This window comes from Actinomadura sp. NPDC047616 (genome assembly GCF_040642915.1).
GTDB classification, from domain to species: Bacteria; Actinomycetota; Actinomycetes; order Streptosporangiales; family Streptosporangiaceae; genus Spirillospora; species Spirillospora miaoliensis.
The window spans coordinates 1-26790 of sequence record NZ_JBEYTB010000013.1 but is presented as its reverse complement, the minus strand read 5'-3'; the positions used below and the strand labels follow the sequence as shown (position 1 = coordinate 26790).

The following is a 26790-nucleotide window of genomic DNA, read 5'->3' as shown; positions in this document are numbered from 1 at the left end:
ACGGCCGCGGGCCCCCGGAGGCACGAGGTGCGGCCTCGCCGGGCGAGGCCGCACCCGGCGAGGCGATCAGGGGAATTCGAACCAGTTCGGCGGGAACCAGTCCTGCTTGGCGAACCAGTTCCGTCCGCTGATCTCCACGGTGTCGAGAACGCGCGGCAGTTGCGCCTGCGTCCGGTCCCTCTCGGGGGCCTCCGCGGTGATGGTCAGCAGCACCCCGTCGTCGGAGACGGCGAACGTCTCGGAGCCCCGCAGGCTCAGCGGGGCGCCCGACAGGGCCTTGATCTTCCGCACCACCTCGAAGCGGTGCGCCTCGGCGGCCCCCTCCACCGTCACCGGGAGGGACCGGACGATCTCGTAGTGCTCGACGGCGGCGGCTGTCTGGAACTGTGTGAGCTTGTCCTGCAGGCGATGGTTCCAGCCGTCCTGGCGGACGACGCGGACCTGCCCGGAATACGCCCCCTCGGGCGTCGCCGGTCCGTTGAACTCGACGTAGCCGTGCCCTTCTTGGTTCGTTCCGGTGCGGGTCTGCCAGTTCTCCGGATAGGCGAGGCGGTAGTCATCGGCCCGGTACAGCCGGAATCCGTCGCCGACCCGCATGGCCTCCAACGGGCCCTGCCAGGGAGACCACCACACCAGCCCCCCGAGAACGGCGACCAGGAAAACAAAGCGGGGAAAGTAACGCACTCATCACGTATATAACCGGCCTGGATGTCCTGTATGGGGCCCGCAGACCCATTCCCGGCCCCAAGAACCCGCGGATGACGACGCCCGAGGCCGGGAGCGCCATGACGCTCCCGGCCTCGGGCGAGCGGATCCGGTGCCGGCGGATCAGCCGATCGCGAGATTCTCGGCCTTGTCGAACCCGGGAATGTCCAGGGTGACCGTCGTGACGTCCGAGGGCACCTTGATCATCGTGTACAGCCGGAGCTGCTCGCCCTTGACGAGCCTGATCACATCAAGGGGCATGAGCGGGAACTGCGGACCGATCGCGTACCTTTCGCCATTGCGCGCGGCGCGGAACCGCCGGTCGCCCGATACGAGCGACACGCCACTCGTACCGCCATTGATGTAGCCGTCCTGGGACGGGGCGTTGAACATCAGCCCCATGTCGGCCTCCTGGTCGCCGTCGTTGCGCACGGTCCAGGACACGGTGGTGAAGCCGTTGGAGTCGCGGTGCAGGCCGTCCACGTGGACGGTGACGCCCTTGGGCGCGCTCGAGGGGTTCAACGTGCGTCCCGCCGCGGGCACGCTCGATCCACCGGGAGCCTGCGCCGGGGCCGGCTTGGGCCGGGCGAACGATATGACGACCCGGCGGTTCTTCTTGCGTCCTTCCTCGTCCTTGTTGGAGGCGATGGGACGCTTCGAACCGAAGCCCTGGGAACGGTAGGTGATGCCCTGCCTGGTCACCATCCCCTTCAGCGCGTCCTCCACGCTCTTGGCGCGGCGTTCCGACAGCGGCTGGTTGATGGCGTCGTTGCCGGTGCTGTCGGCGTGCCCCTCGATCGTGACCGTGTTGCCGGGAGAGTTCTGGATCTTTCCGGCCACCTCGCGCAGCGTGGCCTGGGCCGCGGCGTTGAGGTCGGCCTTGTTCACCGCGAACAGCACGTCGGTCGAGATGCGCACGTTCAGGTTGGTGCCGTCGTCCTCCTCGGCACCGGCGTTGTTCTCGGTGAGTGTGGTCACCGGAAGGATCCGCGTCGGCCCCTTCTGCGCCGTGACGGGGTCGACACCGCGATTGTTCGGGTCAATGTCGATCTTGGTTCCGGGCCGGTTGCCGACCGGGACGTCGGTGAAGGGCAGCACGCCGGGAAGGAGCAGGCCCAGCCGCGACACTTCGGCGGGCGGGGCGGGGAACGCCGCGTTCAGCGTCAGCGTCCCTCCCGCGGGGATCCTGAGGTTGAAGCCGCCCGTCCGGGTGCACAGGCATTTGCGGCCGGGCTGGACGTAGGGGTAGTAGAGGCGCGCGCCCGCACCGTCCAGCAGTGCCGCCCCGCCGATCGAATTCGGATCGAACTTGTTCACGTTACCGAGATCGCGGGTCGTGGGAGCCATGATCCGGTCGAGTGAGATCTCCGACCGGGCGGTGTTGCGCGCCCGCACCTTGGCGACCACCACCTGGTCCGACACCCGGTCCAGTGCCAGCAGGTCGAATTTGACGTCGCCGGTCGGCAGGAAGGGCTGAGTCTGCAGCACCTTCTCCTGGCCCTGCGAGCCGGACGAAGAAGGAGCGGAGGGGGACGGGCCGCCGCCCTCGGATCCGCCGGAAGAACTGCAGGAGCTGAGCATGATGGCCGCGGCGACCGCGCCCACCGCGTATCGTCCCCGCCCCGTCACGGCTGTCTTCACTCGCCGATCTCCCTTCGCGACCCCTGACCGGAGAAAACTCTACTTGACATGGGAAATGCCTGCACGGGGGACAGGAATCCTGTCCCCCGTGCAGGCGGAATGCCGTCTTTTCCGGAGAACGGCGTCAGCCGCTGCTGCCGGCCGCGCTGCCCCGGGTGAAGATGTTCTGGACCGCCGTCTGGATCTGAGAGACGATCGTGTCGCCGACACCGCTGGCGGCGACCGCGACGGCGATCGCGGCGATCAGCAGGGCCACCGCGATGTAGGAAAGGGGCCCCTCTCCGCGGTCCCGGTCGCCACGGGTGGTGTGTGCGGCAATCAGCGCAGTAACTCGGATGCTCGCGTTCCGCAGAGGCGTCATGGTTTTTCTCCCGCGTTTTCGACTCCCCATCTATTGAAAGAATGTACGGAGTCGGCGCCATTCGCCCCAGGGTCCGCAGGCCCAACCTGGACCCATTGTTCAGGCCCATGTCCGGGCCCATCGCGCGGCCGCCGCCCCGGCCGGTCAGCGTGGCTCCACGGCGGTGCCGAGCCAGCGGGCGATCGCCGCCGCGCGGTTGGTCACACCGAGCTTGGCGAAGATGCGGTTGACGTGGTTCTTGACGGTCTTCTCGGTGAGGAACAGCCGTTCGGCGATCTCCCGGTTGGTGCGGCCCTGCGCGATCAGGTCCATCACCTCCGCCTCACGGGCCGACAGCCCGTGCCCGGGCCGCGCGGCGGCCGTCCTCCCGCCGGAGCGTTCCCGCGGCGGCGGGGCGGGACGGTCCTCCGCCCCCTGCACGGCGGCCATCAGCGCGGCCACCGCGGCCGGCGACAGGGGGTTGTTGGTGCCCGCCACGGTGTCGCGGACGGCCGCGGCCAGTTCGTCGGCGGTGAACGTCCCGTGCACCAGGTAGCCGGCGGCGCCGTTGCGGATCGCCGTCCGGATCACCTCGTCGTTGTCGGTGTAGGTGAGCATGAGGACCTTGGTGACGCCGCTCAGCGTGCGCAGCGCGGTGATGCCGTCCATGAGCGGCATCCGCACGTCCAGCAGGACCAGGTCGGGCGCGAACCGCCGGGTCAGCTCGATGGCCTCGCCGCCGTTGGACGCCTGCCCCAGCACCCGCACCTCGCCCGTCGCCTCCAGCAGGGCCACCAGCCCCGAGCGGACCACCGGGTTGTCGTCGGCGACCACCACCCTGATCTGGCGGGCTTCGCCGTCTCCGCTCTCTCCGCCGTCTCCGTCCGGGCGCCACTGCGTGCCGACCGTCATTCAGGCCACCTCCAGATCCACCGACCCAGCCGACTCCAGACCCGGATCGGGCACGACGACGGTGATCGTCGTGCCCGCGCGCGGGGCGGAGTCGACGTCCAGGGACGCGCCGGCGTTGTGCGCGCGCTCCCGCATCCCGACCAGCCCGTAATGGCCGCCGCTCAGCAGGCGGCCCAGGTCCTGTCCGCCGTCGAAGCCGCAGCCGTCGTCGCGCACGCGCAGGACCGCGTGGCCCGCGTCCTGGGACAGGCAGACCTCCACGGCCGTGGCCTGCGCGTGCCGCTGGACGTTCTCCAGCGCTTCCTTGAGAATGGCGATCACCTCGTACCGTGCCCGCAACGGCAGGTCGATCCCGGTGTCGACCCGCTGGGTCACCGCCGTCCCGGTCTCCTCTGCCCAGGCCGTCGCGACGTCCGCGACCGCCTGTCCCAGGGGCTGCTGGAACACCTCGTCCCGCAGGTCCTCGATGAGCTGCCGCGCCTCCCGGGAGGCGACCTCGGCCGCGGCGGCGATGCGGTGGGCCTCCTCGACGGCACGCGCCGGGGCCCTGTCCACCCACAACGGCAGCGCCTGCGCCGACATCGCGATGCCGCGCAGCGTCTTGGCGAGGGAGTCGTGCATCTCGCGGGCCAGGCGGCTGCGCTCCTCGGCCGCGGCGGCCACCACCTCCGCCGCCCGCCGCGCCGTCTCCAGCTGGGACTGCTGGTCGTACAGGTGGCGCAGCCTCGCCCCGGCGAACCCCGCGACCAGGTAGAACGCCGGCATCGCCACCACCGTCTGGAAGTTGATCAGCTCGCGGGCGGCGCCGAACTCCGTCGCCGCCGTGAAGTACAGGAGCACCTGCATGCCGCAGACCGCCAGCAGCCACCGGCCGACCAGCAGCAGGCCCGCGAGCATCGAGGTCACCACGGTGAACAGGAAGAACGGCCCGGTCACCCCGCCGATCTCCAGCACCGCGTAGGCGACGAACACGTCGAAGCCGATGAGCACCGGGTACTTGAGCAGGGACGGCACGATCTGCTGCCAGGAGAACAGCACGAGCGCCGACAGCGATCCCACCCCGCTCAGCAGCAGCAGGGTGTCGAGCGTCATCCGCTCGCTCGGGACCAGCGCGAGTGTCAGAGCGGTGATCAGGATCCGCAGCTGCATCAGCAGGCGGAACGTCGCGCCCATCCGCGCGGCGCCGACCGGGTCGTCCCACGCCATCAGAACAGCGTCCCCTCGGCCGTCGAGAAGTACAGCACCCCCACGATCAGCAGCATCATCGCCGGGACCATGAGGAAGGTGACGATCAGCGTGATCTGCGGATCGGCGCGCTGGGCGCGGCGCCGCGCGTGCTGGAAGGCGTCGCGTCGCATGTCGGTGCTGATCTCGGTGAGCGCGCGGGCCAGCGGGGCGCCCAGCTCCTCGGCCTGCAGGATGGCGGTGACGAAGCTGGCCAGCGCCGCGCTGTCGTTGCGCTGGCGCAGTTGCTCGAACGCGTCGCGCAACGGGGTGCCCAGCTCCATCTGGCGCAGCGCGTTGTTCATCTCGTCCGCCAGCGCCCCCGGCATGCTCTCGGCGACCCGTACCAGCGCGTGCCGGAAGCCCAGCCCGGCCGAGACGGTGACGGTCAGCACGTCGAGGAAGTCCGGAAGCGACCGCTGGATCTCCTCCTGGCGCTCGCGGCTGAGGTTCCACAGGACGATGTCGGTCTGCACCAGGCCGACCAGCAGCAGGATGACGCCGATGAACGCCTGGTCGGCGAGTATCACCACCAGGCCGGTCCCGCCGTAGAGCAGCGCGCTGCCGGCCTTGTTGGCGGCGTATCCCTCCACGGTCAGCCCGGCGGGGCGGCCGGCGCGCTCGATACGGCGGCGCAGCCGGGTCCGCCCGGCGCCGCTCATGGCATTGACGATCAGCCCGACGAACGGGCGTCCGAGCGGGTTGATGATGGAGCCGAGCGGGCCGAACTCCTCGGTCTTGGCCTTCTTGACCGGCACGTCCAGATCGGCGGGTGCGGGCTGGCCGGCGGCCCTGAGGTGATAGCCCCAGACGAACAGCGGCACCATCAGCCCGGCCGCCAGGGCGATCAGCACGGGCATCAGACGTCGATCCTTGTCATCCGGCGGACCAGCAGTAGCGCGACGCTGAACAGGACCAGCACCACCAGCAGGATCCCCTGCCCGATCAGCGAGGAGGTCATCTTGTCGAGGGTGTCCGGCTGCAGGACGCCTATCCCGACGAACAGCGCGGCCCCCATTCCGCCGATGGCCCACCCCGCGACCACCGACTGCCCGAGGATCGTCTTGACCTCCCGGCGGGTCTCCTTGCGCTCCTCCAGGGTGGTGGAGATCTTGCGCAGCGCGGTGATCAGGGAACCGCCCGACTTGCCCGCCACCACCAGCGTGCTGATCAGCACCGCCAGCTCCCGGGACGGCAGGCGCTCACGCAGGTCGTTCATCGCGTCGTCGAAGGACTGGCCCAGCCGCAGGGCCTCGGCGGTCCGGCTCAGCTCGGTGCGGGCCGGGTCGTCCAGCTCCTCGGCCGCCATCTCGATGGCGGTACGGATCGCCAGGCCCGCCGCCGCCGCGTTGCCCAGCACCCGGGCGAGCTCGGGCAGCTGCCCGACGAACTCGTCGCGGCGCCGGTCCTCCTGGTGCCGCATGTAGGCGAAGACGGCGCCGCCGACGCCGACCGCGATCACCAGCCCCAGGAACGGGGACAGGAGGCGGCCCATCACCACCACCACGACCAGGGCGCCGGCCGCCATCCCGAAGACGAAGACCGACAGCCGGATCCGCAGCCCCGCCGCCAGCAGGCGGCGGGAGACCTGGCGTCCCAGCGTGGTGCGGCGCAGCCGGGCGTCCCAGCGGTCCAGCGCCGTGGCCATGCGGCGCTCGTCATAGCCGCGTCCCCCGCGCATGACCAGTTCGCTGCGCTGGTCGAGGCCGCGGCCGAACTCCCAGGCCGCCCAGACCAGCAGCGCCAGGACCACGACCAGCATCAGCAAGATCAGAGGAAGGCTCATTCCGTCTCCCCGTTGTCGTCCCGGGCACCGAACGCGGGCGGCGTCGGCCCGGCCGGCGTCCCCGTGTGCCCCGGCGGTTGCGCGACCGCGCCCGTCGTCGTCCCGGTCGTCCCGGTGGTCCCGTTGGCACCGGCCTGCGGCGCAGGCGCGGGCGCGGGCTGCGGTGCCGCCTCCTGCGCCGGTGGCATGTGGCCGCCCCGCGGCGCGGGCACCTGCCCGAATGCGACCCCTGAACCGGGCTCGGCCGCGGGCGGGGATCCGGCTGTGGGCGGGTGCTGCCCGGCCGTCGGAGCGGGGGGAGTTCCGGGCGCGGGCCCGGGGGCGGCCGTGCCGAAGACCGCGGGGACCGCCTCGCCCGCGTACATCAGGCGGTTCACCAGGAGCTGCGGCAGCGGCCGGTGCGTGAAGCGGCCGCGGACCTGGAGATCCAGGCCGACCGGCTCCTGAACGAAGCGCATGACCGTGTCCAGCTGCAGCGACTCCCGGCGCTCGGAGGACGTCACCCCGATCTCCCTGACGCGGCGTGATCCGTCCGGGCCGCGTTCCAGGAACACGATCACGTGCACGGCGTTGGCGATCTGCGAGCGGATCGCCTCGTAGGGCATCTTCACGTCGCTCATCGACGCCAGGGTCTCCAGCCGGTAGATGGCGTCCTCGGCGGAGTTGGCGTGCACGGTCACCAGCGAACCGTCGTGACCGGTGTTCATGGCCTGCAGCATGTCGAGCGTCTCGGCGCCGCGGACCTCACCGACGATGATGCGGTCCGGGCGCATGCGCAGCGAGTTGCGCACCAGGTCGCGGATGGTCACCGCGCCCTCGCCCTCGATGTTGGGCGGGCGCGACTCCAGCCGGATCACGTGCTCCTGCTGCAGCTGCAGTTCGGCCGAGTCCTCGATGGTGACGATGCGTTCGTGCGGCGGGACGAACGCCGACAGCGCGTTGAGGAAGGTCGTCTTGCCGGTGCCGGTACCGCCCGTGACGACGATGTTGAGCCGTGCCCGCACCAGCGCGGCCAGCAGCACGGCGGTCGCCTCGTCCAGCGACCCCATCTGCACCAGCTCGTGCATGGAGTAGGCGCGCGGGAACCGCCGGATCGTCATGACCGGGCCCACCAGCGACAGCGGCGGAATGATCACGTTGACCCGCTCGCCGGTCGGCAGCCGCGCGTCCACCATCGGGCTGGACTCGTCCACCCGCCGGTTGACCTGCGCCACGATCCGGTCGATGGTCTGGTAGAGCTGGGCCTCGCTGGCGAAGCCCAGGTCGATGCGCGTCAGCCGGCCGGCGCGCTCGACGTACACGTCGTCGGGGCCGTTCACCATGATCTCGGTGACCGTGGGATCGGCCAGCAGGGGCTCCAGCACGCCCAGGCCCAGCGCCTCGTCGACGATGCGGCGGATGAGCACGGTCCGCTCGCGCGTCGACAGCACCGGACCCTCGCGGGTCAGGATGTGCCCGACGACCTTCTCCAGCCGCGCCCGCCGCTGCGCCATGTCGAGCATGGCGAGGTCGTCGAGGTTGACCTCCTCCAGCAGGCGCTTGCGCCAGTGCGCCAGGTTCTCCCCGGCCGCCTGGCGGTCGCCGCTGTTGTCGGCGTCGAGGCGGTTGCGCAGTCCCACGAGTTCACCCTCCGACCGGCATATGGACCTGGCGGGTCACCGAGATGTGCATCGGGACGCCCTTGGCCAGCAACGGCACCTTGGCCCATATGACGCACTCAACGTCGTCTCCGTTCTGCCGCACCTCGACCCGGTGCTCGTTCAGCCATCCGGGCAGCGCCCGGCGCGCCGCGGCGTCCCCGGCCCCGGCGCCGCTCATGCTGCCGACACGGGCGCCGGTGCGGGCCGCCTCCTCGACCTTCTCGATCGTGCTGAACGCGACGTACGCCTCGAAGCACACCATGAGCACGAACAGGAAGAGCCCGATGGTGGCCGCGTACTCGGTGGCAGCCGTACCGCGGTCCCTGCTCACCCTTCCCCCTCGTAGATGACCCGGGCCCGGGAGCTGACGTCCATCGGCAGCAGCACACCGGGGAACAACAGGGGCGGCTTGATGGTGACGCGCACGTAGCCGCAGTCGGGGTCCACCCGGACCACCTGGTCGGGATCGCACGCCCGGCCCGTGGGGTAGTGCACCTCGATGTTCTCCTCGTCGGCCCACGCCCCCGACACGCGTTCCACCGCGGCCTTCTTCACCTCGCCGTAGCCGCCGTGGACCGCGGCCACGCGGGCCCCTTCGTTGGCGGAGTGACCGGCGTAGGTGGCGGCCATCCCGACCAGGAACGCCTCCCACACCAGCAGCACGGTGACCAGGATCAGCGGCAGCATCGCGGTGAACTCGAGCATGCCGGCGTCGCGGCGCCGGGGGGTACGACGGACGAGTCGCCGTGTCAGTCGTCTCATACTGCCTCCGCCTTGGCCTTCTTGGGGCCGCCGCGCGGTTCGGCCGCCGCGACGGGAAGGACGCCCAACTCCTCTCCGAGCTGGCGCATCGCCGTGCGGAACCCGTCGTGCTCCACCCTGATCGGCGCGCCGTTGTTGACGGCCTTCTCCAGCGCGCGGAACGCCGGGGGCACGGTGGTGCGCAGGGGGGTCATCCCGAGGATCCGCGCGGCGAAGTCGGGCTGGATCTCGTTCTTGCGGGACTGCCGGGTCAGCACGATCGAGACGTCCTCGGGCTTGCGCACGTCCAGCCGCCGCCACAGGTGGCTCATCCGCTTGGCCGCGCGCAGGCAGGGCAGGTCGGGGGTGACGGTGATCACCGCGCGGTCGGCGATCTCGATCGCGGTGACCGAGCCCTCGGTCATGAACGCGCCGCAGTCCACGATGATCACTTCGTAGCGGGAGCGGAGCACACCGAGGATCTGCCGCGCCGCCGAGGAGGTGACGTCCTCGGCCCGCTCCCCCTCCTGGGGGGCCAGCAGCACGTGCGGCCCGGCCTCGTGGATGAACAGCACGTCGGCCAGCACCGCGCCGGTGATCTCGCTGGCGACGCCGACCAGGTCGGCGACGCTGCGCCGGTGCACCATGTCCAGGTAGGTCGCCACGTCGCCGGTCTGCAGGTCCATGTCGACCAGGCACACCGACCGGCCGGCCCGCGCGGCGCCCAGCGCGAGCTGCACCGCGATGGTGGTGGCACCCGTGCCGCCCTTGGCGCCCGCCAGGGCGATCACCCGGCCGCGGCGTCCGCCCAGCTCCGGTCCGGCGGCGCGGCCGGTGCCGAGCAGGTCGCGCATCCGCCGGGACCACTCCGCCACCGTGTCGAGCCGCGCGCTCAGCTCCTCCAGGCTGGGCGAGCGGCCGAGCACGCCGCGGGCGCCGACCTCCAGCGCGCGGCTGAGCACCTCCTCGCCGAGCTGCTCGCTCACCAGCACCACCGCCACGTGCGGGGTGCGCAGCGCGATGTCGCGGATCAGGTCGTGGCCGGGCTGCGGGCCGATGTTCTCGTCCAGCAGGACGATGTCGACCTCGTGGTGGGTGCTGACGATGCCCAGCAGGTCGGTGGAGTTGTTCTCGACGCCGAGCAGCTGCACCTCCGCCAGCTCGGCGATCATGGTGCGGAGCTGGGTCGAGAGAGCCTGGTCGCCGGTGCCGACGAGGACCTGGATGCTCATCGTCCCGCCTGCGGGGTCTGGCACAGCCGGTTGAACGGCGGCTTGGCGTCCTCGGCGCCGCCGACGAGCGCCAGGCGCACCTTGCGGGCGAAGCTCTCGGCGTAGGTCAGGCGCAGCGTCTCGTCGGAGTTGAGCGCGAACGTCACCGGAAGCACCGACCCGGAGGTGTTGCTGGCCTGGGTGCCGTTGTTGTTGTTCTGGCGGCCGGAGCCGCCGCTGGCCGGCTGCACCCGTCCGACGTTGATGACCTGGACGCGGTTGAGGATGCGCACCGCGCAGGCCGCCGTCGTCCGGTTGCCGTTCTGGGTGGAGTCGAAGGTGGCGTAGACGTCGACGATCGAGCCGTTGACGACCTTGCCCGCCACCCCGGTCTCCGCGTCGATCATGATGGCGATCTCGCGCTGGCCGGAGCGCAGGGCGGGGGCCTCGACGAGCATGCCCTGCTGCAGGTAGGCGCCGCTGGGGATGGGCCCGGCGGCCACCTTGCCCTGCAGGTCGGCGATGTTGGTGATGAAGGCGCCGGTCGCCCACTTCTTGGGCACCTGCGCCTCGCGCACCGCCGCCGCGGTGACCGGCTGGTACGCCTCCAGGTTGGACTGGACCTTCAGCACGGTGGTCATCTCGCCGACCGCGGCGTCCGCGTCGGCCTGGATCTTGCCGACGTATCCGATGACCGTGACGAACACGAACACCGCGCCGACGGCCGCGAGGATCATCAACAGGACGCCGCGTCGCTGTCGGGGGTTCATCTGACTCCGTTTCCTCGGATCGGGGAGGCGCCGGTCAGGTGCGCCGGGCGGGCCGGAACACCACGGTGTCGCTCCGGTGCGGGTCGGGGTTGTCGGCCGGTTCGGGGGCCGGCCCGTGATTCTGGTCGGGTTGTTCGCGGTGCCGCTCGGGCGGCCGTCGCGGAGCCGCCGGGTCCGGCGGCCGGTCGGGCCCCGGCCCTGCCACCGGGGCGTCGGGCCCGTGCCCGCCCGGCGGCACCGGGGCCTTCCGCAGCGACGGCGGTCGCGCGTCCGGCGGCACCGGGGGCAGGTCGGGCAGCGTCTGCTCGGCGGGCGGCACCTCCGCCGTCGAGAAGTCGTAGTCGCCCGGCACAGGAGCCGACAGCACGGGCTCGGGCCGGGCGGGCTCCCGCGGCGGCGCCGCCGGCTCGGCGGGAGTCCCGGGCGCGAGGGCGGCGGACGGCGCGCCGCCCGCTTCGGGGTGCCCGGGACGCACCGGCTGCGACGGCGCGGGCGGGACGGTGCCCGGCCGCGCCGCGGGAGGCGTCGCGGCGAACGGCGCCGCACCGGGGGCCGCCGCACCCGGCTGGGCCGGCGCGGGCTGGGCCGGTGCGGGTGGAGCACCGCCCGGCGGTTGCGGCGGGTGCGGCATCTGCGGCAGGCCCGCCTCGGCCGCGGTCTCGGGCTTGACCATGCCGCAGAACGGGCACGCGCCGAACATCACCATCTCGCCGCACCATCGGCACGGGACGCACGGCTGGGAGCGCAGCAGCCCGGGCAGTTCCTGCGGATGGCCGCTGAAGGCGACGAACTCGACGTACTTCTTGGTGCCCCAGTACGCGGCGCTGCGGGGCTGCTCTTCGACGAGCAGCAGGCGGGACACGCCCAGCGCGGGCTGCAGCCGCTCGCGCAGCCAGTCCATGTCGCCGTTGCCCCGCGCGGCCAGCAGCAGGACCGGGTCGATCGGCCGGTGGGGAAGCTCGGAGACCGGTTTGGAGGAGGTCACCCGGTGCACTCCCGGCGCGGGGGCGGCGGTCACCATGAACCCGCTGCCGGGCAGATACGAGGTGACGTGCTGGCCGATCCCCGTCTTGACCCGTTCCAACTTGGCCACGCTGTTGACCCACGCGCCGGCGACGATGCGCTGGGTCAGCGGCGTGGCGATGCTCGCGACGACGCCGGGCCTGACGTACCGCGCGACGAAGGCGAGCTGGTCGGCGATCAGGGACAGGGCCAGCGGGGGCAGCTCGAGGGGCACGCCCGCGATGCGGTCGGTCCTCAGCAGCCCGCGCGCCATCCGCAGGATCCGGCCGACCTCGGGCTGTTCGGTGGCCGAGTAGACGGCCACGACGGCGCCGCTCTGGCCCAGCAGATGCGTCATCTGGTCGACGAAGGCCAGCAGGCCCTCGGGCGTGTCCGCCACGGGCAGACGAGCGGCGCTGACTCCCTGGATGACCTGGGTGCTCGGAACGTCCCCGAGCAGCACCACCGCTGTCATGGCGACCCCAGATGGTTCACGAGCCTCACTGCGTCGCTCCTCCGTCCACCCGACGTCGTATTGACGGCTGACCGTGGCTTCTGTTATGCGGATCCCGTTGACGGTAACCAGCACGTTGATAACAACTCAAGGCGCTTTCTCCGCGATGGGGCGCCGCCGACACCATCGGCTCACCGCTCTCTGATGCACGCTGCGCTGATCTGGTTCGCGGTGAGAGTCGAGCATGCCGGGGCTCCGTGTCAGGATCTCCTGGGATCGCCTCTGGAGATCACGTCCAGACCTTCCACCCCGATGTCGCCGACTGGGTCCAACATTAGCCCCTAGGGCCCTTGACAGCATTCCTGCTCGACGCTAGAGGAAATCCTCGCTCGCCCCCGTCGCCGCGCACACCGGGAGCAGTGCGCCGCCGGACGCCGTTCACGGCCGGATCCCGTCGGCCCCGCCGGACCTCACGCACGGTCACCTGTCTCCCATGTCCCCCGTCAAGCCACGGATGCGGGCCCTCCCTTCGGCAAAACGCAGACGACGTTAGCGGCTGACCGAAGACGATCTCAAGAGTAAGTTTGTAACGCTGAAGAGAACTTTCGGAAGGACGGCCTTACCTCCGGGACCACCGTCAACGCGGAAGAAGCCGGAAGGCATACGACGGGGCGCCCCGCCGGCTCCGCCTTCCCGCACGGGTCTCCGGCCCACGACCAGCATGCTCTGCACCGCCTGGAGGCCGGCTCGACTTCCACAACCGGCCACCGGCCGCTTCGCCACCGGGTGATCGACACCACGCAATGACGGGCCACCGCGGTGAATTGCCTCTTCACCGCCCCGACTTCCCCACCGTCATTAACTTTTCAAGCAAATTCCGTCGCCTGGCAGATGCCGATGTGCGGGCGGTCACAGGGGCGCACGTCACCGGGTCCTCGGCGGCGGTCCGCCGAGCACGCCGTCCCCCCGCGGCGACGTCCGAACGTCGCACCCGGCCGGTGCGGGCGGCGCGGCACGCAGGTCCGAGGACCCAAATCGGGCCCCAAAAATCGGTTGAACGTGCCGTAAGGCGACACCGCCTCTAGGCTTCTCGCCATGAGGCTCCTCACGACCGCCCTCGCCGTCAGTGCTGTCGTCGGCATGGCGGCGGCGTGCTCGGGCGGGGAGGAGCCGAAGAAGAACGGCGGCTCCCAGGCGAGCCAGGCGGCGCTGCCCGCCCCGGTCCCGGCCGCCTCGCTGCGTCCGGTCACCCTGCCCGACCAGCCGGGGCCGCTCATCGACACCATCGCCCGCCAGGTGCGCACGGCCGGGACGGTCCGCACCGACGTGGTCTCCAGCGGCGAGGAGGACGGCGGGGCGCGGCAGCAGGAGAAGATCAGCGCGCAGGTGCGGATCGGCGCCCGGCCGCCGCAGGCGCAGATGACCATCGTCGACCAGGACCCCGCCGCCCCCTCCACCACCGAGGCCGTGGTCACGGGCGGCACCGTCTACACCCGCGTCGACGGGCAGGAGCAGGCGCCGGGCAAGCCGTGGGTGCGGCTGTCCCGCCAGGACCTGCGCAACCCCGAACTGGGGCCGTTCGCCAAGATCCTCACCGGGATCCTGGACTCGGTCGACACCGGCCTCGCGCAGATATCCGTCGACAGCGGGTTGCAGGTGGTGCGCGCCGGACGGTTCGACAAGGCCGCCGTGACGGAGACCGTGGACGGGGTGCGCACCCGCCGCTACTCGGGCCGGACGCCGACCGCCGAGCTCGCCAAGACCGACACCGCCTACAAGGCCATCGCCCAGCTCGGCGGCGACGAGGTGCCCTGGACGCTGTGGGTGGACGACAAGGGCCTGCCCCGCCGTTTCCGGGTCGACGTCGGGACCGACCGGGACCTCGGCGCGACGCAGGAGGTCCGGTACCGCCAGTGGGGCGAGCCGGTCAGCATCCAGGCCCCACCAGCAGCCCAGGTCCACACCATCGGCTCCTGACCCGGGGCTCACCCGCCGGGGGTCTCCTCCTCGGCGCCGATGTCGATGACGCCTTCGAGGCGCTCGACGATGAACGGGCCGTAGCCGAACGCGGCGCCCACGCGCCTGATCTCCGCGTACAGCGACCGGGGGACCGGGCTCAGATGTTCCATGGCGAGGCTGAGGAAGAACCGCAGCGCCAGTTCGGGGAAGCCGCCCTCCGCGAGTTCGACGAGCGCCCGGCGCAGGTGCCGTTCGTCGGCGGGGGCCGCCCCGAGGTCCCGACGCACCGACAACGTGCGGACGACGGCGACCACGCCCGACACCGCCTCGGGCCGCAGGTCCCTGGCCGCGTCGGCGTCGAACGCCGCCGCGTCCGGCACGGCGGGCGCCAGGATCTCGGCGATCCGTGCGAACCACTGCCGTCCGTCCCGGCCCTCGACCGACGGCGCGTGGTGCCCGCCGGTGGCCGACGTCCACAGCGCCGCGAGCTGCGCGCCCGTGAGCGGGGACGCCACCAGCGACGACGCGTCGTGGACGTACTGTTCCAGGACCTCGGGCGGCGTTCGCCGCGCGACGTCCCGCAGCAGCGCGTCCGCCGAGGCGTGGCGGTCCCACCAGCCGGGGACGAACTCTCCCGCCGCCAGGCGGGTCAACCCGAAGTCGTCCGACCTGTCCTCCACGTCACCGCCCTCGTCCGTCGTCTGCGAACCGCCGCCGAGGCGGGTCACGGCTCGGGGTAGGCCGTGTAGACGTAGTAGCCGGGACTGTGCCCGGGCGCGCGTTCCAGCACGATCGTGTACCTGTTGCTGGACGCAACCTTACGCCCGTCGGCGTACATGACCTCCCCCAGCGGCGAGCCGCCCCGCGGTCCGAACTGCCCGGACAGGGACAGCCGCGGGTTGCCGCCGCGGCCCTGCCGCAACCAGTTCTGGATGCGCGGCTGGTTGCGGGTGTCGGCGAGCGCGTAGTCGATGACCTGTTCGGCGGTCGAGCGGTCGGCCCACCGGCTCGCCCGGCCGGACGGGTTGTTGGGGGCGCGCGCGTGCCGCAGCAACTCGTCGTCGGTGGCGTCGACGTGGTCGCGCAGGGTGTGCCCGAGGCGCAGCGGGTCGGGCCGTCCCGTGCGGGTCGGCGGTTCCTCGTGCCGGTCCAGGTCCCGGCAGTTGTGCGTGAGGAGGTCGGCGCCGCCCGCGGCGACGTAATAAGTGTGGATGTCGTCGACGGTGAGGTTGTAGACGCGCAGGGTCCGCCTGTAGCGGCGCGTGTCCACCACCATCGCCCGGCTGCCGTCCGGCACGGCCAGCAGGTCGCCGAAGGTGAGCTCCTCGGCGTCGAGCCAGTCGCGGTTGCCCACCACCCAGAAGCGGTGGTTCGCCGTCGCGGTGAGGCGCGCCGTCGCGCCGCCCAGCACGCCGTCGCGGTCGATGGTGAGGTCGACGAGCTCCTTGGTCCCGGAGCCGACGATCCGGTCGGTGACGCGGCGCGGCCCGTTGCGTCCGGTGCGCGGATCGGCCGCCCACACCCGGTCGCCGACCCTGACCTTCTCGATGGGTTTTCGTGTCCCGTCCGCCATCAGCACCGGGGTGTCCGGCGCGAAGCTGTTGCCCGGACGGTCGCGCAGCATGCGCTCGCACGCCTCCTCGGCGTCGTCCAGCCGCTCCCGGGCCTGCCGGCGGGCGTTGCGGGCCCGGTCCAGGCGGTTCTTGAGGTCCCGGTAGCGGTCGATCAGCCGGGCGACCTTCGGGATCGACCGGACGGTTTTGCCGATCTTGCTCCACGGGACGATGCTGACCAGGCCCCACAGGCAGTCGCTGATGTTGGGGTCGCGGACGCAGTTGATGATGTCCCCGGCGAGGAAGTCCAGGCCGATCTCGCCGATCTCCTCCAGCAGGTCGAAGTCGTCCCACTCCCGCTGGGCCTCGTCCAGTTCGCCTTCGGCGGTGTTCAGGGCGTTCTGGGCCGCCTCGTACTCCTGCTCCTCCGGCGTGAGGCTCCTCGACGCGGAGGGCGTGGGAGACGATCCCGACGCGGACGGCGCGGTGGACGGCGACGCACCGGCCTCGCCGTCCTCGCCGCCGTTCGGATCGCAGTCGCCGCCGCGGGTGATCTCGCACACGCCGGCCCTGATGTTCGCGATGACCGAGTCGGGGATCGCCACCACCGTCACCGCGGCGGCGATCGCGCCCACCAGCAGCGCGATCGCGATGTAGGAGAGCGACCCCTCACCTCTGTCGCCGAGCCGGCGCAGCATGCACAGTCCCCCGAAACCCGTCCCCCGAGCACAAGACCGCAACGGATCCTGTGTTCAGGGAAACAGCCGGGGCGGCGTTCTGAATGAGCCCCTGGGCCCAAAACAGCGTTGGGCGGGTTTCGGGTGGGTCAGGCCAGGGTGAAGGAGTCGGCGATGCGCTCGGCGTCGGGGGGCATGGCGCCCTGACGCGCTTCGATGTCGACGAAGCAGAAGCGGTCGGCGGACAGCGAGACGCGGACGGTCATGCCGCTGACGGGTCCGGACTTGTTCGTCGAGTCGTAGGTGGCCTTGAAGCCGGGCTTGCCGCCGACGGTCAGGTCCGTGATGCGCGAACCGGGTTCGAGTGCCTGCTGTTTGCGCTTGAGCTGGTCCAGCGACGCGCCCACCGCGCCGCCGCGGTCGCAGCCGGCCGTCAGGTGGGGCGCGAACCCGGAGGTCGCCGAGCCGTCGATGGCGAAGACGACGCCCTGCTGGATCTGCCGGGCCATGAGCTGGCGGACGAGCTCGCCCATGTCGATGTCGAGGCCGAAGGACGTCCGCACGGCCGGTGAGGAGTCCTGCGTGGGGTCGACCTGCCGCCAGCCTTTGGGCAGGGTCAGGGTGACGCCGGTCTTGCCGCCGCCGATGCGGGCGCCGTCGCCGCCGGACATCGCGGGGGCGGACGACGTCGGCGTCGCGGGCGCGACGCTCGACACGGAGATCGACTGGGAGGGCGTCGCGCTCGCGCGGGCCTCGCCGTCGCCCGCGTCCCCGCCGCAGGCGGTGAGGGCCAGCGGGACGAGCGTGCCGATCACTCCTGCGGCGACCGCGGTGAGACGGCCCATGAGTCCACTCCGTGTCCGGTCGGGGGTTGGCGCCCGGACCATACCAGGAAGGCCGCGGGGACGGTCAGGCCCTTTCTGCCAGGGGCAGAGAGCCCGGGTGCGGCGAGGAGACGGCGACGAGACACGGAAGGGGCGGTTCGGTGTCTCGGAGACTCGCTCCGCTCGGCCTAGAGTCTTCCTGTAGGCGGAGCCTTGGTGGACGATCCAGGAGTCGACGGCGATGACGAACCCTTCCGATCCCGGCCAGTACCAGCGTCCTCCCGGGCCGCCGGGCGGTCCGTACATGCAGCCGCCCCAGCCGCAGCCGGCGTACGGCGCCGGGCCCGGCACGCCCGGCGCGGGGCAGACGGCGTTCGGGCGGCAGGGCGAGATGGGCGGCGTCCCCGAGAACAAGGGGCTGCTCGGCGCGCTGTTCGACGCGAACTTCGACCATCTGGTGACGCCCAAGCTCATCAAGCTGTGCTACGTGCTGGCGCTGCTGCTGGTGACCCTGTCCGCGCTGATCGTGCTCGTCCTCGGCGTGTGGGTCTTCCAGCTGCGCAACGGCTGGCTGCTGGGGCTGCTGATCATGCTGTGCGCCCCCGTCATCTGGATCTTCGAGGCCGTCCTGGTGCGCATCTTCATGGAGGCGGTGGTGGTGCGTTTCAAGGGCGTCGAGCATCTGCGGGTCATCAAGGACAAGATCTGAACGGCCGGGTTAGGCTCCCCAGGAGTCACGCGACATAGACGGGGCAGTGCAGGTGGCCGACTTCGAGTCTCAGGGTGGCGGCGAGGACGCTCCCCCACGCGAGACACGGCGGGACCCCGGTGTCACACGGCGCGAGGCGCACGTGCCGGGGCCGCGGCCCGGGGAGACCCGGCGGGACGGAACGGCGGCCGGCGATCCGCTGATGCGGCTGCCGGCCGTGCTGGCCGAACGGTTCGAGACGGTGGCCGAGCTGCCCGTGCAGGGCGCCGAGTCCGACCTGCTGCTGGTGCGGGACGCGCGGGGCGTCCAGTATGTGGTGAAGGTGTTCCGCCGCGGCTTCAACGCCGACCGCGACGTGTGGGCGAAACTGCCCGCGCTGGACTCGCCGCACGTGGTGCGGGTCCTGGAGACCGGGCACGCCGAGGGACGCGACTACGAGATCACCGAGTACGCGCCCGCCGGGAACCTGCGCGCGCTGGCGGACGGCCCGCTGCCGCCGGGCACGGTCGCCGCGGTGGCCGCCCAGCTCGCCGACGGGCTGGCCGCGCTGCACCGGGCGGGCATCGTGCACCGCGACCTCAAACCGGAGAACGTGCTGGTGACCGGAATCGATCCGGTGCGGGTGGCGATCACCGACTTCGGGCTGAGCCGGGTCATCGAGCAGAGCGTGGTGTTCGCCTCGGCGTCGCGCACGCTGGCGTACGCGGCGCCCGAGTCGCTGTCGGGGCAGGTGTCCCCGGCGCGGGACTGGTGGTCGCTCGGCATGATCCTGCGCGAGCTGGCGACGGGACGGCCGCCGTTCGCGGGGCTGAGCGAGACGGCCGTGATCGACCATCTGGCGACGCGTCCGGTCACGGCGGAGGACGTGGCCGAGCCCCGGCTGCGGCTGCTGTGCCGGGGGCTGCTCACCCGCGACCCGCGGCGGCGGTGGGGCGCCGAACAGGTGGCGCAGTGGCTGGACGGGGCGTCCCCGCCGGTCGCCGAGCCGGCGCGGCCCGTCCCCGAGCCCGGGCCGGGCGTGCCGTTCGCCGGGCGCCGTTTCACCGACCGCGGCGAGTTCGCCCGCGCGCTCGTCGAGCGGTGGGACGAGGCCGCGCGTTACTTCTTCGGCGGCGGGCAGGAGGCGTTCCGCGTCCTGCGCGAGTGGCTGTCGGGCCTGCCGGACGACAGCCGTATCGAGCTGGTCGACGGGCCGTTGTCGTCCAGGCAGCCGCCCGACGTGAAGCTGCTGCACCTGGTGCGCTGGCTCGACCCGTCGCTGCCCCCGCACTATCTGGGGCGGCGCGTCACCGCCGACGACCTGGCGGGGCTCGCGGCGTTGGCCGGTGACGCGACGCACCCCGACCACCGCACCGCCTGCCTGCTGGGCCGGGACCTGTGGGAGCACCGGCTGTTGCCCGTCCTGGCGGGCTTCGAAGGCGCGCACGACTTGGCGCGCGTCGACGAGCAATGGCGCGCGCACGTGTCCGCGTGGAACGACCTGGCGCGGTGGCTGCGCACCCAGAACGCGCTACCGGCCGGGGCTAAGGCGCGCTTGCCGGATGCGGGGACGACGTCCGACACGCGTGTGGCCGGTCCGCCCGCCCCGGCCGACGACCCGCCCGTGGTGCTGCTCACGTTGCTGGCGCTGGCCGTCCAGCCCGGACAGACACGTCAGATGTTGAGCGATGCCGCCGCCCGCGCGCGCGCAGGTCTGCACGAGCCGGTGCCGTGGCTGGAGTGGCTCGCGGACGGCGCGGGGGACGATCCGCTTCGGCTGCTCGCCGTGGCCCGCACCTCCCCCGAGGCCGTCCTCGAACTGGAAGCTCGGTCCCGTGACGTCAGAGCGGCCGAGCAGCGAGCCCAAGCGTTGCGCGAGCGTTGGGCCGAACGCGAACGCCGGCGCCTGGCCGGACGCAACAGCGCCGTGGCACGAGCCGTGGGCTGGTCCCTGCCCCTGCTCGCTTTCTGGCTGCTGGGCAGCTGGATCGTCGGTGCGCTCTTCGGCGGGGAGGACCCCGATGTCCAGTCGGTCTACACCTTCCTGCCCGGTTCCGGCGTGCCGTTCGGGGCGCTGGCGGTGTTGTCCGTGCTCGCGTGGGGCATGCAGTGCGGCAGCGAGGTTCTGCTCGCCCGCGCCCAGGGACGCGACTACCTGCCCTATGGCCCCTGGTCCTGGCTGTCACGGGTGCTCGGGGCCAGCGGCCGCGGCCTGTCGAAGGCGTCGCAGACGGTGTCGGGCGCGGCGCGCCGTACGGGCGGACGCGGCTGCGGGCTGCTGCTGCTCGCCGGGACCGTCCCGCTCCTGCTGATCCTCCTGCTCCTGGCCGCGCTCACACCGGTGGCGAGCCTGCTGTGGCTGCTGCTGCTCGTCGCCGGCCCGGCCGCGCACGCGGTGGCCGCAGGCGTACGGCTGCACCGGTGGCGGCAGCGGCACGCGGAGGACGAGCGGAGGGCGCTGGCGTGACGCCCCACATCCACGGCCCCCGACGCACGACGGCGGGGGCGACCCAGCACGGCCCTGGAGGAGCATCATGAGCAGTGGTGTCGAGGCCGACATCGCGTTGGACGCGGCAGTGGTCCTGACCCTGGGAATGAACCGGGCGCTGGGCCGTGCCGCGGGCGTGGCCGGACGCGGCGCCGAGGCGCTGGCGGCGCTCGCCGCGGGAAAGGCGGAGGAGCGGGCGGCGGCCCTGGCCGCAGTCGAGGCGTACGAGCGCGCACTGCGCAAGGTGCTCGAACGCAACGCGCGCATCGCCGCTCTGGCCGAGACGAGGGAGCGCCTGAAAGCCGACGTGGCGCTCCCCCAGCCCCTCCAGCCGGACGAGCAGGATATCGCCGAACTCGACGCGTGGTGCGCCGCGGCCGACACCGCCCTGGACGAGGCCGAGGCACGCCTGTCGCACCACCTGGCCTCCGAGATCGGCGCGCAGATCTTCCCGCGCGCCGCGACGTCACTGCGCACCGAACTGGGCCCCAGCGGCGAGCGTCCAACGCAGAGGGAAACGCGACCGGCGCAGGCCGAGGCCGTCCGGCAGCGCCTTGAGCGGGTGGTGGGCCGCCTGCTGCCGGACGTCTCGGCCGAGGACCGGCGCGCGGTCGCCGAGGCGGCCGCGCTGCTGCCCGGCGCGTCCGGCGAGGAGGAGGCCGAGGGGGTGCTGACCGAGGTGCGGCTGCGGGTGCAGGCGGCCAACGCCCGCACGCGGCAGCGGCGCGAGGAGGAACGGCGGCGCGCCGCCGAACGCGAGGCCGCCGAGCAGGCCGAGGCCGAGCGGCGCTACGTGCTGGACTCGATCACCTCGGCGTTCCAGGACCTGGGCTACGAGGTCCAGGCCGGGTTCGAGACGCTGACCGCCGCGGGCGGCGAGGTCGTCCTGACGCGCGGGTCGTGGCCCGACCACGGCGTGCGCATGCGCATGGACGACCCGGCGCAGATCCGCGCGGCCATGGTCCGCACCCGTCCCGCCGAGAGCGAGGACGACCGCAGGCTCGACGTCGAACGGGAACGGGAGTGGTGCGAGGCGTTCGAGGCCGCACGCGAACGGCTGGCCGACGCGGGCGTGCGTTCCGAGGTCACCTGGCGGCTGGAGCCGGGGGTGAAGGAACTGCCCGTCACCGACCGGGCACGGCAGACCGGGGCCCGTACGGCCGCCCCGCGCGAACGCCGCCGGGAACGCGGATGAACCCCGGGACGGGGGACGCGGAACAATGGGACGTGCTTGAAAGGGACGCGAACGACCAGGACGCGGCCACCGCGGGCCGCGAGCGGAGCGAGGCATGACCACTGAATCACCCACCCTCGGCGGGCGGCTGCCCGGCTGGCCGCCGTTCATCCGCGAGCTGGACGCGACCCTGTCCGTGCACTCCCAGTACGTGCTGTCGGGCAATCTCTACGACAGCTTCCTGGCCCCTCCCCTGGACGCCGCCGGGCCGGGCCGGCTGCTGCCGCTGCGCGACCTGCTGTGGGAGTCGCTGCACTCCAGCGGCTACTCCTGCCTGGTGGTGTACGACCCGGTGGACGGCCTGCAGGTGCACCCCGACACCGAGGACGAGGCCGGCGACGAGGCGGCGGAGGCGGCCGAGCGGCTGCTGGGCAAGCTGAAGGGCGAGCAGAAGCCGTCCCTGGAGGGGCTGACCAAGCATCTGGCGGCGGTGGCCCGGCCGTCGGACAACGTCCGCGCCGCCGTGCTGATCGACTCGGCGTCCCGGATCGCCCGCAGCCCCACCGACCTGGAGCCCGCCGAACGCGACTTCTTCCGGTTCTGCGCCAAGCTGTCGCGCACCGCCAGCCCGGTGCGGGTGGTGGGCGCCCGGCCCAAGCCGCTCTACAACCCCGTCATCTGGCTCGTGGAGCGGCCCGGCGACCTGCCGCCGTGGCTGACCGCCGACAACGAGAACATCCGCGAGATCACCATCCCGCGGCCGCACCTGGGCGACCGGCAGGAGACGGCGCGGCTGCTGGCCCGCGCGTTCGGGATCAGCGACGTGGACGCCGACCAGGCCGCCGCGGAGGCGTGCGACGCGTTCGCCGAGCAGGCCGACGGGCTGACCCTGCAGTCGATGATCGAGGTGACCCGGCTGGCCAAGGAGCGCAACATCCAGCTGGCCGACCTGCCCGACGCGGTGCGCACCTACAAGCTGGGCGTGCTGGACAACCCGTGGAACCGCGGCCACCTGCGCCGCCGGGTGCTGGAGGGCGAGCGCCGCGTCCCCGAGCGGGTGATCGGGCAGCCGCAGGCCGTCACCAAGACCCTGGATATCCTCAAGCGCGCCGTGCTGGGCCTGTCGGGCGCGCAGGCCACCCGGTCGGGCAGCCGCCCGCGCGGGGTGCTGTTCTTCGCCGGTCCCACCGGCACCGGCAAGACCGAGCTGGCCAAGGCCATCACCGAGCTGGTGTTCGGGGACGAGTCGGCCTACCTGCGCTTCGACATGAGCGAGTTCTCCGGGGAGGGCTCGGGCGACCGGCTCATCGGCTCGCCGCCCGGGTACGTCGGCCACGAGGCGGGCGGGGAGCTGACCAACGCGGTGCGCGAGGACCCGTTCCGGGTGATCCTGTTCGACGAGATCGAGAAGGCGCACCCGCGGATCCTGGACAAGTTCCTGCAGATCCTGGAGGACGGCCGGCTGACCGACGGGCGCGGCAACACCGTCCACTTCTCCGAGTCGATCCTCATCTTCACCTCCAACCTGGGCATGTTCGTGCGCGGTCCGGAGGCCGGACCGGACGGCGCGCCCGTCCGCGTGCGCAACATCACACCCGGCATGACCTACGACGAGGTGGAGCGGCGCATCAAGGCCGCCGTCGCCGACCACTTCACCGAGGTGCTGAACCGGCCCGAGCTGCTCAACCGGTTCGGCGACAACATCGTGGTCTTCGACTTCATCGGCCCCGAGGCCGCCAACAAGATCTTCGACCTGCAGTTCGCCAACATCTGCCGCCGCGTCACCGAGGAGCACCGGCTGGTGCTGGCGGTCAAGGGCGACGCCCTGGAGACGCTGCGCGAGTGGTGCACCGGCGACCTGGACCACGGCGGCCGCGGCATCGGCATGAAGCTGGAGTCCTTCTTCGTCAACCCGCTGGCCCGCGCCCTGTTCGACCGGGAACTCACCCCCGACGAGCGCATCACCGTGACCGGTGTCCGCCGCGAGGGCAGCATCGTCCACCTGGACCTGCAGTGACCGGGCCGTCCTCGAACGCACAGACGCTGCTGCTGGCCAAGGCGCACTATCCTGTCACCACGCTAGGGCCGGGCGTGCGCGCGGGCATCTGGACGCAGGGGTGCACGCTGCACTGCCCGGGCTGCCTGTCGCGCGACACGTGGGAGGCCGACCCGGGCAAGGCCGTGCCGGTCGCGGCGGTGCTCGGCTGGCTGGAGTCGCTGCCGCGTCCGCTGGACGGCGTCACCATCTCCGGTGGCGAGCCGTTCCAGCAGCCGGAGGCGCTGGCCGCGCTGCTCCGGGGCATCCGCGCGTGGCAGGACACCTCCGGACATGAGACGATTCCGTTGGACATACTCGTCTACAGCGGATATGTCTACTCTCGGCTTTTGCGTTCGGCGCGGACGAGCGAGATCCTTGGGTTGTGCGACGCGGTCATCACCGGGCCGTACGTCGACCGGCTCAATCCGGGGGGGCGACACTCCCCGGACGGCTCTCTACTCTGGAGGGGGTCGTCCAACCAGCGCATCGTCCCGCTGTCCCCGCTGGGGCACGAGCGGTACGGGGCTCTGGCCGACGGCTCCGAGCAGACCGGTCGCGACGCAGCGCCCCGAGTTCAGGTGTCCGTGGACGAGGGGCCGGAGGGAAGGCGGGTGTTCTACATCGGGATCCCGCGGAGGGGTGACATGGAGCACCTCACAACGAGGCTCGAACGTGCCGGCGTACGTGCGGGGGAAGTGTCATGGCGACCTTGAACTGTCCTGTCTGTGACGAGCCCTACCAGCAGGGCGATCTGGTCTGCATGAGCTGCGGTGCCAACCTGGCCCGCAGCGGCGGTGCGCGTCGTCACGGCGCCGGCTATCCGCCGCCGCCCCAGCAGCAGGGTTCTCCGCAGTACCCCCATCAGCCGCCGTACGAGCAGCAGGCGCCCGGGCAGCCCCAGCACCAGGTCCCGCCGTACCAGCAGCAGGACCCGCCGTACCAGCAGCAGGACCCGGGCCAGTACGACCCCGGCCAGTACCAGCCCTCGGGCGGTCACCCGCAGCACCAGGCGCCGTCGCCCTACCAGCAGGCGCCGCAGCACCAGTCCCCGGCCGCTCCCCAGGACCCGTGGGCCCAGCAGCGGCCGGAGGCGTGGAACCCGCCCGTGCAGCCGCCCGCCCCGGCCCAGCAGCACGCGCCCCAGCACCAGCAGCACCAGCCTCCGGGCCACCAGCAGCAGGGCGGCCTGAGCGGCGGCCAGCAGATGCCCGACAACGCCTGGGGGCAGCCCGCGCCGCAGATGCCCGACCAGCAGTGGGGGCCGCCTCAGCAGCAGGCGCCGCCCGGGCACGACCCGCACCACCACCAGCAGCACGGTCCGGGTCCGCAGCCGCACGCCCCGGCGGAGCACCAGTACGCCCCGCCGTCGCACCAGCCGGACCCGCGCGCCCCGATGCCGCCGACGTACGGCCGCGAGGCGACGCTGCTGCCGCCCGAGGCGCAGCAGCACCAGCAGCAGGCCCAGGCCCGCCCGGACTCCACCGCGTTCATGTGCCCCTACTGCGAGGCGGTGCTGACCAACCCGGGCGCGGCACAGTGCGAATCGTGCCTGCGGCCGCTGCCGTCCCAGGGCACGCCGGTGCTGCGCGTCCAGTTCCCCAGCGGCGAGATCAAGGTGTCGGTGGGCCAGCACCTGGTGCTGGGACGCGACGCGGGCCAGTCCCCCGTCGCCTCCACCTTCACCCAGTTCGACAACGTGTCACGGCGCCACTCGACGGTCTGGCTGGACCCGTCGGGCACCGCCTGGGTGCGCGACGAGGGCTCCACCAACGGCACCTTCGTCAACGGCGAACGCCTGCCGCGCGGCGTGGAGGCCCCCCTACGCGACGGCGACCAACTCCGCCTGGCCGCCGACGTAACCGGCACCGTCCAGCTCAAGTAACGCGACGGGGGCGGCCCTCTCCGGAGGCGCCGCTCCTCCTCGCTCGACCACCGTCGCGTAGGCCGGAGTCCCGAAGAAGACCCGGGATCGTTGACAGATCGAAGCCGTGGATCTCCTCGGCCCCGCGCCGGATTCGGCGAACGAGTCGTGGAAGACGTCCTTGTACGCGCATCACCATGCCGCGTTGGCGGGCCTGGCGAGTGACTGTCAGCGGCCTGCAACAAGCCTTTGAGATCGTCGGCATCCATACCGCGGCTCGCCGTGCTTGTAGCGGCGGTACTGGCGCTGGCTGACGCTCGTCGAAACGAGCCACACGAATGACGAACGACTGGCACAAAAGGAGGCTCCGACGCCGTCGCATAGCGACGGACGCCGGAGCCGATTAGGCGCCGCCGGGGAAACGCCGCCGGCGCTGTGCTAGATCATCACTTGCCGCATTGCTGGCACGTGCTGTTGCTGCGGGGGTTGTTGGCCCCGCAGTGCTGGCAGATCCAGTTACCATCTCCGTCATCCGCCTGGGACAGGACGGCGAGAAGAGGCGCGGTCCGACGGATCGCCTGAGCTGTCACGCGCATTTGAGTGCCTTTCACTCGAGGGTTGGCATGACGACCTTGTGTCGAAAGCCAACAGAGACTGTTCGCACTCGCCGGACTTCGGCAACTCCGTGTAATCCAGATCACATTCGGCTGCTGGACTCGTGTCGTTCAAGCTGACGTCGTGGGGAGTCCCCATTCCGGTGCCGTGCTTGCCGCGGGTGCCCGGGTTCGTTGGGGTCGGTCTGACGTCGGCAGGTAGCGACGCCGGGGTCGAGGTGTGTCCGTGTGCCGCCGTCGGTTGGAATTGGATGACGACGAGGATTGCGCTCCGGAGCCAGGTCGAGGGCAAGGCGCCGACCAGACTCGATCTCGGCGATGGCAGGCGGGCGCGGGCTGGTCATCGGGGGCGGCGGGCTTCTCGGGGCGGGGGGGGGGGGGCCCCGGGGGGGGGGGGGGGGTGGGGGGGGGGGGGGGGGGGGGGCCGGGGGGGGGGGCCCCCCGGGGGGGGGGGGGGAGAAAGAGAGTTTTTTTGTGGGGGGGGCGGT

22 protein-coding genes and 1 pseudogene are annotated in these 26790 nt (G+C 72.0%); 7 read left to right on the top strand and 16 right to left on the bottom strand.

The window, feature by feature from the left end:
- Positions 1-66: 66 nt before the first annotated feature.
- The 13 genes and pseudogenes from ABZ801_RS27970 to ABZ801_RS27910 all read right to left on the bottom strand — a co-directional run bounded on the left by ABZ801_RS27970 (position 67) and on the right by ABZ801_RS27910 (position 12447).
- Positions 67-684: a hypothetical protein gene (locus tag ABZ801_RS27970; protein ID WP_360703172.1), complete on the bottom strand. Its 618-nt coding sequence runs from the start codon at positions 682-684 to the stop codon at positions 67-69.
- Between the two features lie 144 nt (positions 685-828).
- Entirely contained in the window at positions 829-2346 is a 1518-nt protein-coding gene (locus tag ABZ801_RS27965; RefSeq protein ID WP_360703169.1) for an OmpA family protein, read from the bottom strand.
- 124 nt (positions 2347-2470) lie between these two features.
- Positions 2471-2602, bottom strand: a complete 132-nt coding sequence (locus tag ABZ801_RS27960; protein WP_360703166.1) for a hypothetical protein — start codon at positions 2600-2602, stop codon at positions 2471-2473.
- 249 nt (positions 2603-2851) lie between these two features.
- A complete protein-coding gene (locus ABZ801_RS27955) occupies positions 2852-3598 on the bottom strand; it encodes a response regulator transcription factor (RefSeq protein ID WP_344944239.1) in 747 nt (248 codons plus the stop codon).
- Complete coding sequence (locus ABZ801_RS27950; RefSeq protein WP_344944236.1) at positions 3599-4804, bottom strand: sensor histidine kinase; 1206 nt, start codon at positions 4802-4804, stop codon at positions 3599-3601.
- Positions 4804-5682 (bottom strand): type II secretion system F family protein, encoded by an 879-nt coding sequence (locus ABZ801_RS27945; protein ID WP_360703162.1) that lies wholly within the window; start codon positions 5680-5682, stop codon positions 4804-4806. Before ABZ801_RS27945 ends, ABZ801_RS27950 begins: the two co-directional genes overlap by 1 nt.
- Positions 5682-6608, bottom strand: a complete 927-nt coding sequence (locus tag ABZ801_RS27940; protein ID WP_344944230.1) for a type II secretion system F family protein — start codon at positions 6606-6608, stop codon at positions 5682-5684. Before ABZ801_RS27940 ends, ABZ801_RS27945 begins: the two co-directional genes overlap by 1 nt.
- Positions 6609-6937: 329 nt before the next feature.
- A pseudogene (locus ABZ801_RS27935) lies at positions 6938-8227 on the bottom strand (CpaF family protein); the annotation flags it as partial.
- 4 nt (positions 8228-8231) lie between these two features.
- On the bottom strand, positions 8232-8579 hold the full coding sequence (locus ABZ801_RS27930; protein WP_344944227.1) for a TadE family protein: 348 nt from the start codon (positions 8577-8579) through the stop codon (positions 8232-8234).
- Positions 8576-9010, bottom strand: a complete 435-nt coding sequence (locus tag ABZ801_RS27925) for a hypothetical protein (RefSeq protein ID WP_344944224.1) — start codon at positions 9008-9010, stop codon at positions 8576-8578. The genes ABZ801_RS27930 and ABZ801_RS27925 overlap by 4 nt, the downstream gene beginning before the upstream one ends.
- Positions 9007-10221, bottom strand: coding sequence for an AAA family ATPase (locus ABZ801_RS27920; RefSeq protein ID WP_344944221.1), 1215 nt, complete (start codon positions 10219-10221; stop codon positions 9007-9009). Before ABZ801_RS27920 ends, ABZ801_RS27925 begins: the two co-directional genes overlap by 4 nt.
- Positions 10218-10970: a Flp pilus assembly protein CpaB gene (cpaB, locus tag ABZ801_RS27915; RefSeq protein ID WP_344944218.1), complete on the bottom strand. Its 753-nt coding sequence runs from the start codon at positions 10968-10970 to the stop codon at positions 10218-10220. The genes ABZ801_RS27920 and cpaB overlap by 4 nt, the downstream gene beginning before the upstream one ends.
- Before the next feature lie 34 nt (positions 10971-11004).
- Entirely contained in the window at positions 11005-12447 is a 1443-nt protein-coding gene (locus ABZ801_RS27910) for a hypothetical protein (protein ID WP_360703157.1), read from the bottom strand.
- 1074 nt (positions 12448-13521) lie between these two features.
- Here ABZ801_RS27910 and ABZ801_RS27905 point away from each other — a divergent pair.
- Positions 13522-14403 (top strand): LppX_LprAFG lipoprotein, encoded by an 882-nt coding sequence (locus ABZ801_RS27905; RefSeq protein ID WP_360703154.1) that lies wholly within the window; start codon positions 13522-13524, stop codon positions 14401-14403.
- 8 nt (positions 14404-14411) lie between these two features.
- Here the strand turns inward: ABZ801_RS27905 and ABZ801_RS27900 are convergent, their stop codons facing one another.
- The 3 genes from ABZ801_RS27900 to ABZ801_RS27890 all read right to left on the bottom strand — a co-directional run bounded on the left by ABZ801_RS27900 (position 14412) and on the right by ABZ801_RS27890 (position 17460).
- Positions 14412-15113, bottom strand: a complete 702-nt coding sequence (locus tag ABZ801_RS27900) for a hypothetical protein (RefSeq protein WP_360703151.1) — start codon at positions 15111-15113, stop codon at positions 14412-14414.
- Complete coding sequence (locus ABZ801_RS27895; protein ID WP_360703148.1) at positions 15110-16636, bottom strand: RNase A-like domain-containing protein; 1527 nt, start codon at positions 16634-16636, stop codon at positions 15110-15112. The genes ABZ801_RS27900 and ABZ801_RS27895 overlap by 4 nt, the downstream gene beginning before the upstream one ends.
- Before the next feature lie 128 nt (positions 16637-16764).
- Positions 16765-17460, bottom strand: coding sequence for a hypothetical protein (locus ABZ801_RS27890; RefSeq protein ID WP_360703145.1), 696 nt, complete (start codon positions 17458-17460; stop codon positions 16765-16767).
- A gap of 220 nt (positions 17461-17680) precedes the next feature.
- Between ABZ801_RS27890 and ABZ801_RS27885 the strand changes: the two genes are divergently transcribed.
- The 6 genes from ABZ801_RS27885 to ABZ801_RS27860 all read left to right on the top strand — a co-directional run bounded on the left by ABZ801_RS27885 (position 17681) and on the right by ABZ801_RS27860 (position 25709).
- Positions 17681-18148 carry a DUF4282 domain-containing protein gene (locus ABZ801_RS27885; RefSeq protein WP_344951349.1) on the top strand — a complete coding sequence of 156 codons (468 nt, stop codon included), beginning with the start codon at positions 17681-17683 and terminating at the stop codon, positions 18146-18148.
- A gap of 202 nt (positions 18149-18350) precedes the next feature.
- Positions 18351-20594 carry a serine/threonine-protein kinase gene (locus ABZ801_RS27880; RefSeq protein ID WP_360703143.1) on the top strand — a complete coding sequence of 748 codons (2244 nt, stop codon included), beginning with the start codon at positions 18351-18353 and terminating at the stop codon, positions 20592-20594.
- A gap of 67 nt (positions 20595-20661) precedes the next feature.
- The gene (locus ABZ801_RS27875) at positions 20662-21810 is read left to right on the top strand and encodes a response regulator receiver protein (RefSeq protein ID WP_360703141.1); all 1149 of its coding nucleotides are present in this window, start codon (positions 20662-20664) and stop codon (positions 21808-21810) included.
- A gap of 94 nt (positions 21811-21904) precedes the next feature.
- The gene (locus tag ABZ801_RS27870) at positions 21905-23806 is read left to right on the top strand and encodes an AAA family ATPase (RefSeq protein ID WP_360703139.1); all 1902 of its coding nucleotides are present in this window, start codon (positions 21905-21907) and stop codon (positions 23804-23806) included.
- Complete coding sequence (locus tag ABZ801_RS27865; protein WP_360703136.1) at positions 23803-24540, top strand: 4Fe-4S single cluster domain-containing protein; 738 nt, start codon at positions 23803-23805, stop codon at positions 24538-24540. The genes ABZ801_RS27870 and ABZ801_RS27865 overlap by 4 nt, the downstream gene beginning before the upstream one ends.
- Positions 24528-25709 (top strand): FHA domain-containing protein, encoded by a 1182-nt coding sequence (locus tag ABZ801_RS27860; protein ID WP_360703133.1) that lies wholly within the window; start codon positions 24528-24530, stop codon positions 25707-25709. The genes ABZ801_RS27865 and ABZ801_RS27860 overlap by 13 nt, the downstream gene beginning before the upstream one ends.
- Positions 25710-26790: the final 1081 nt, after the last annotated feature.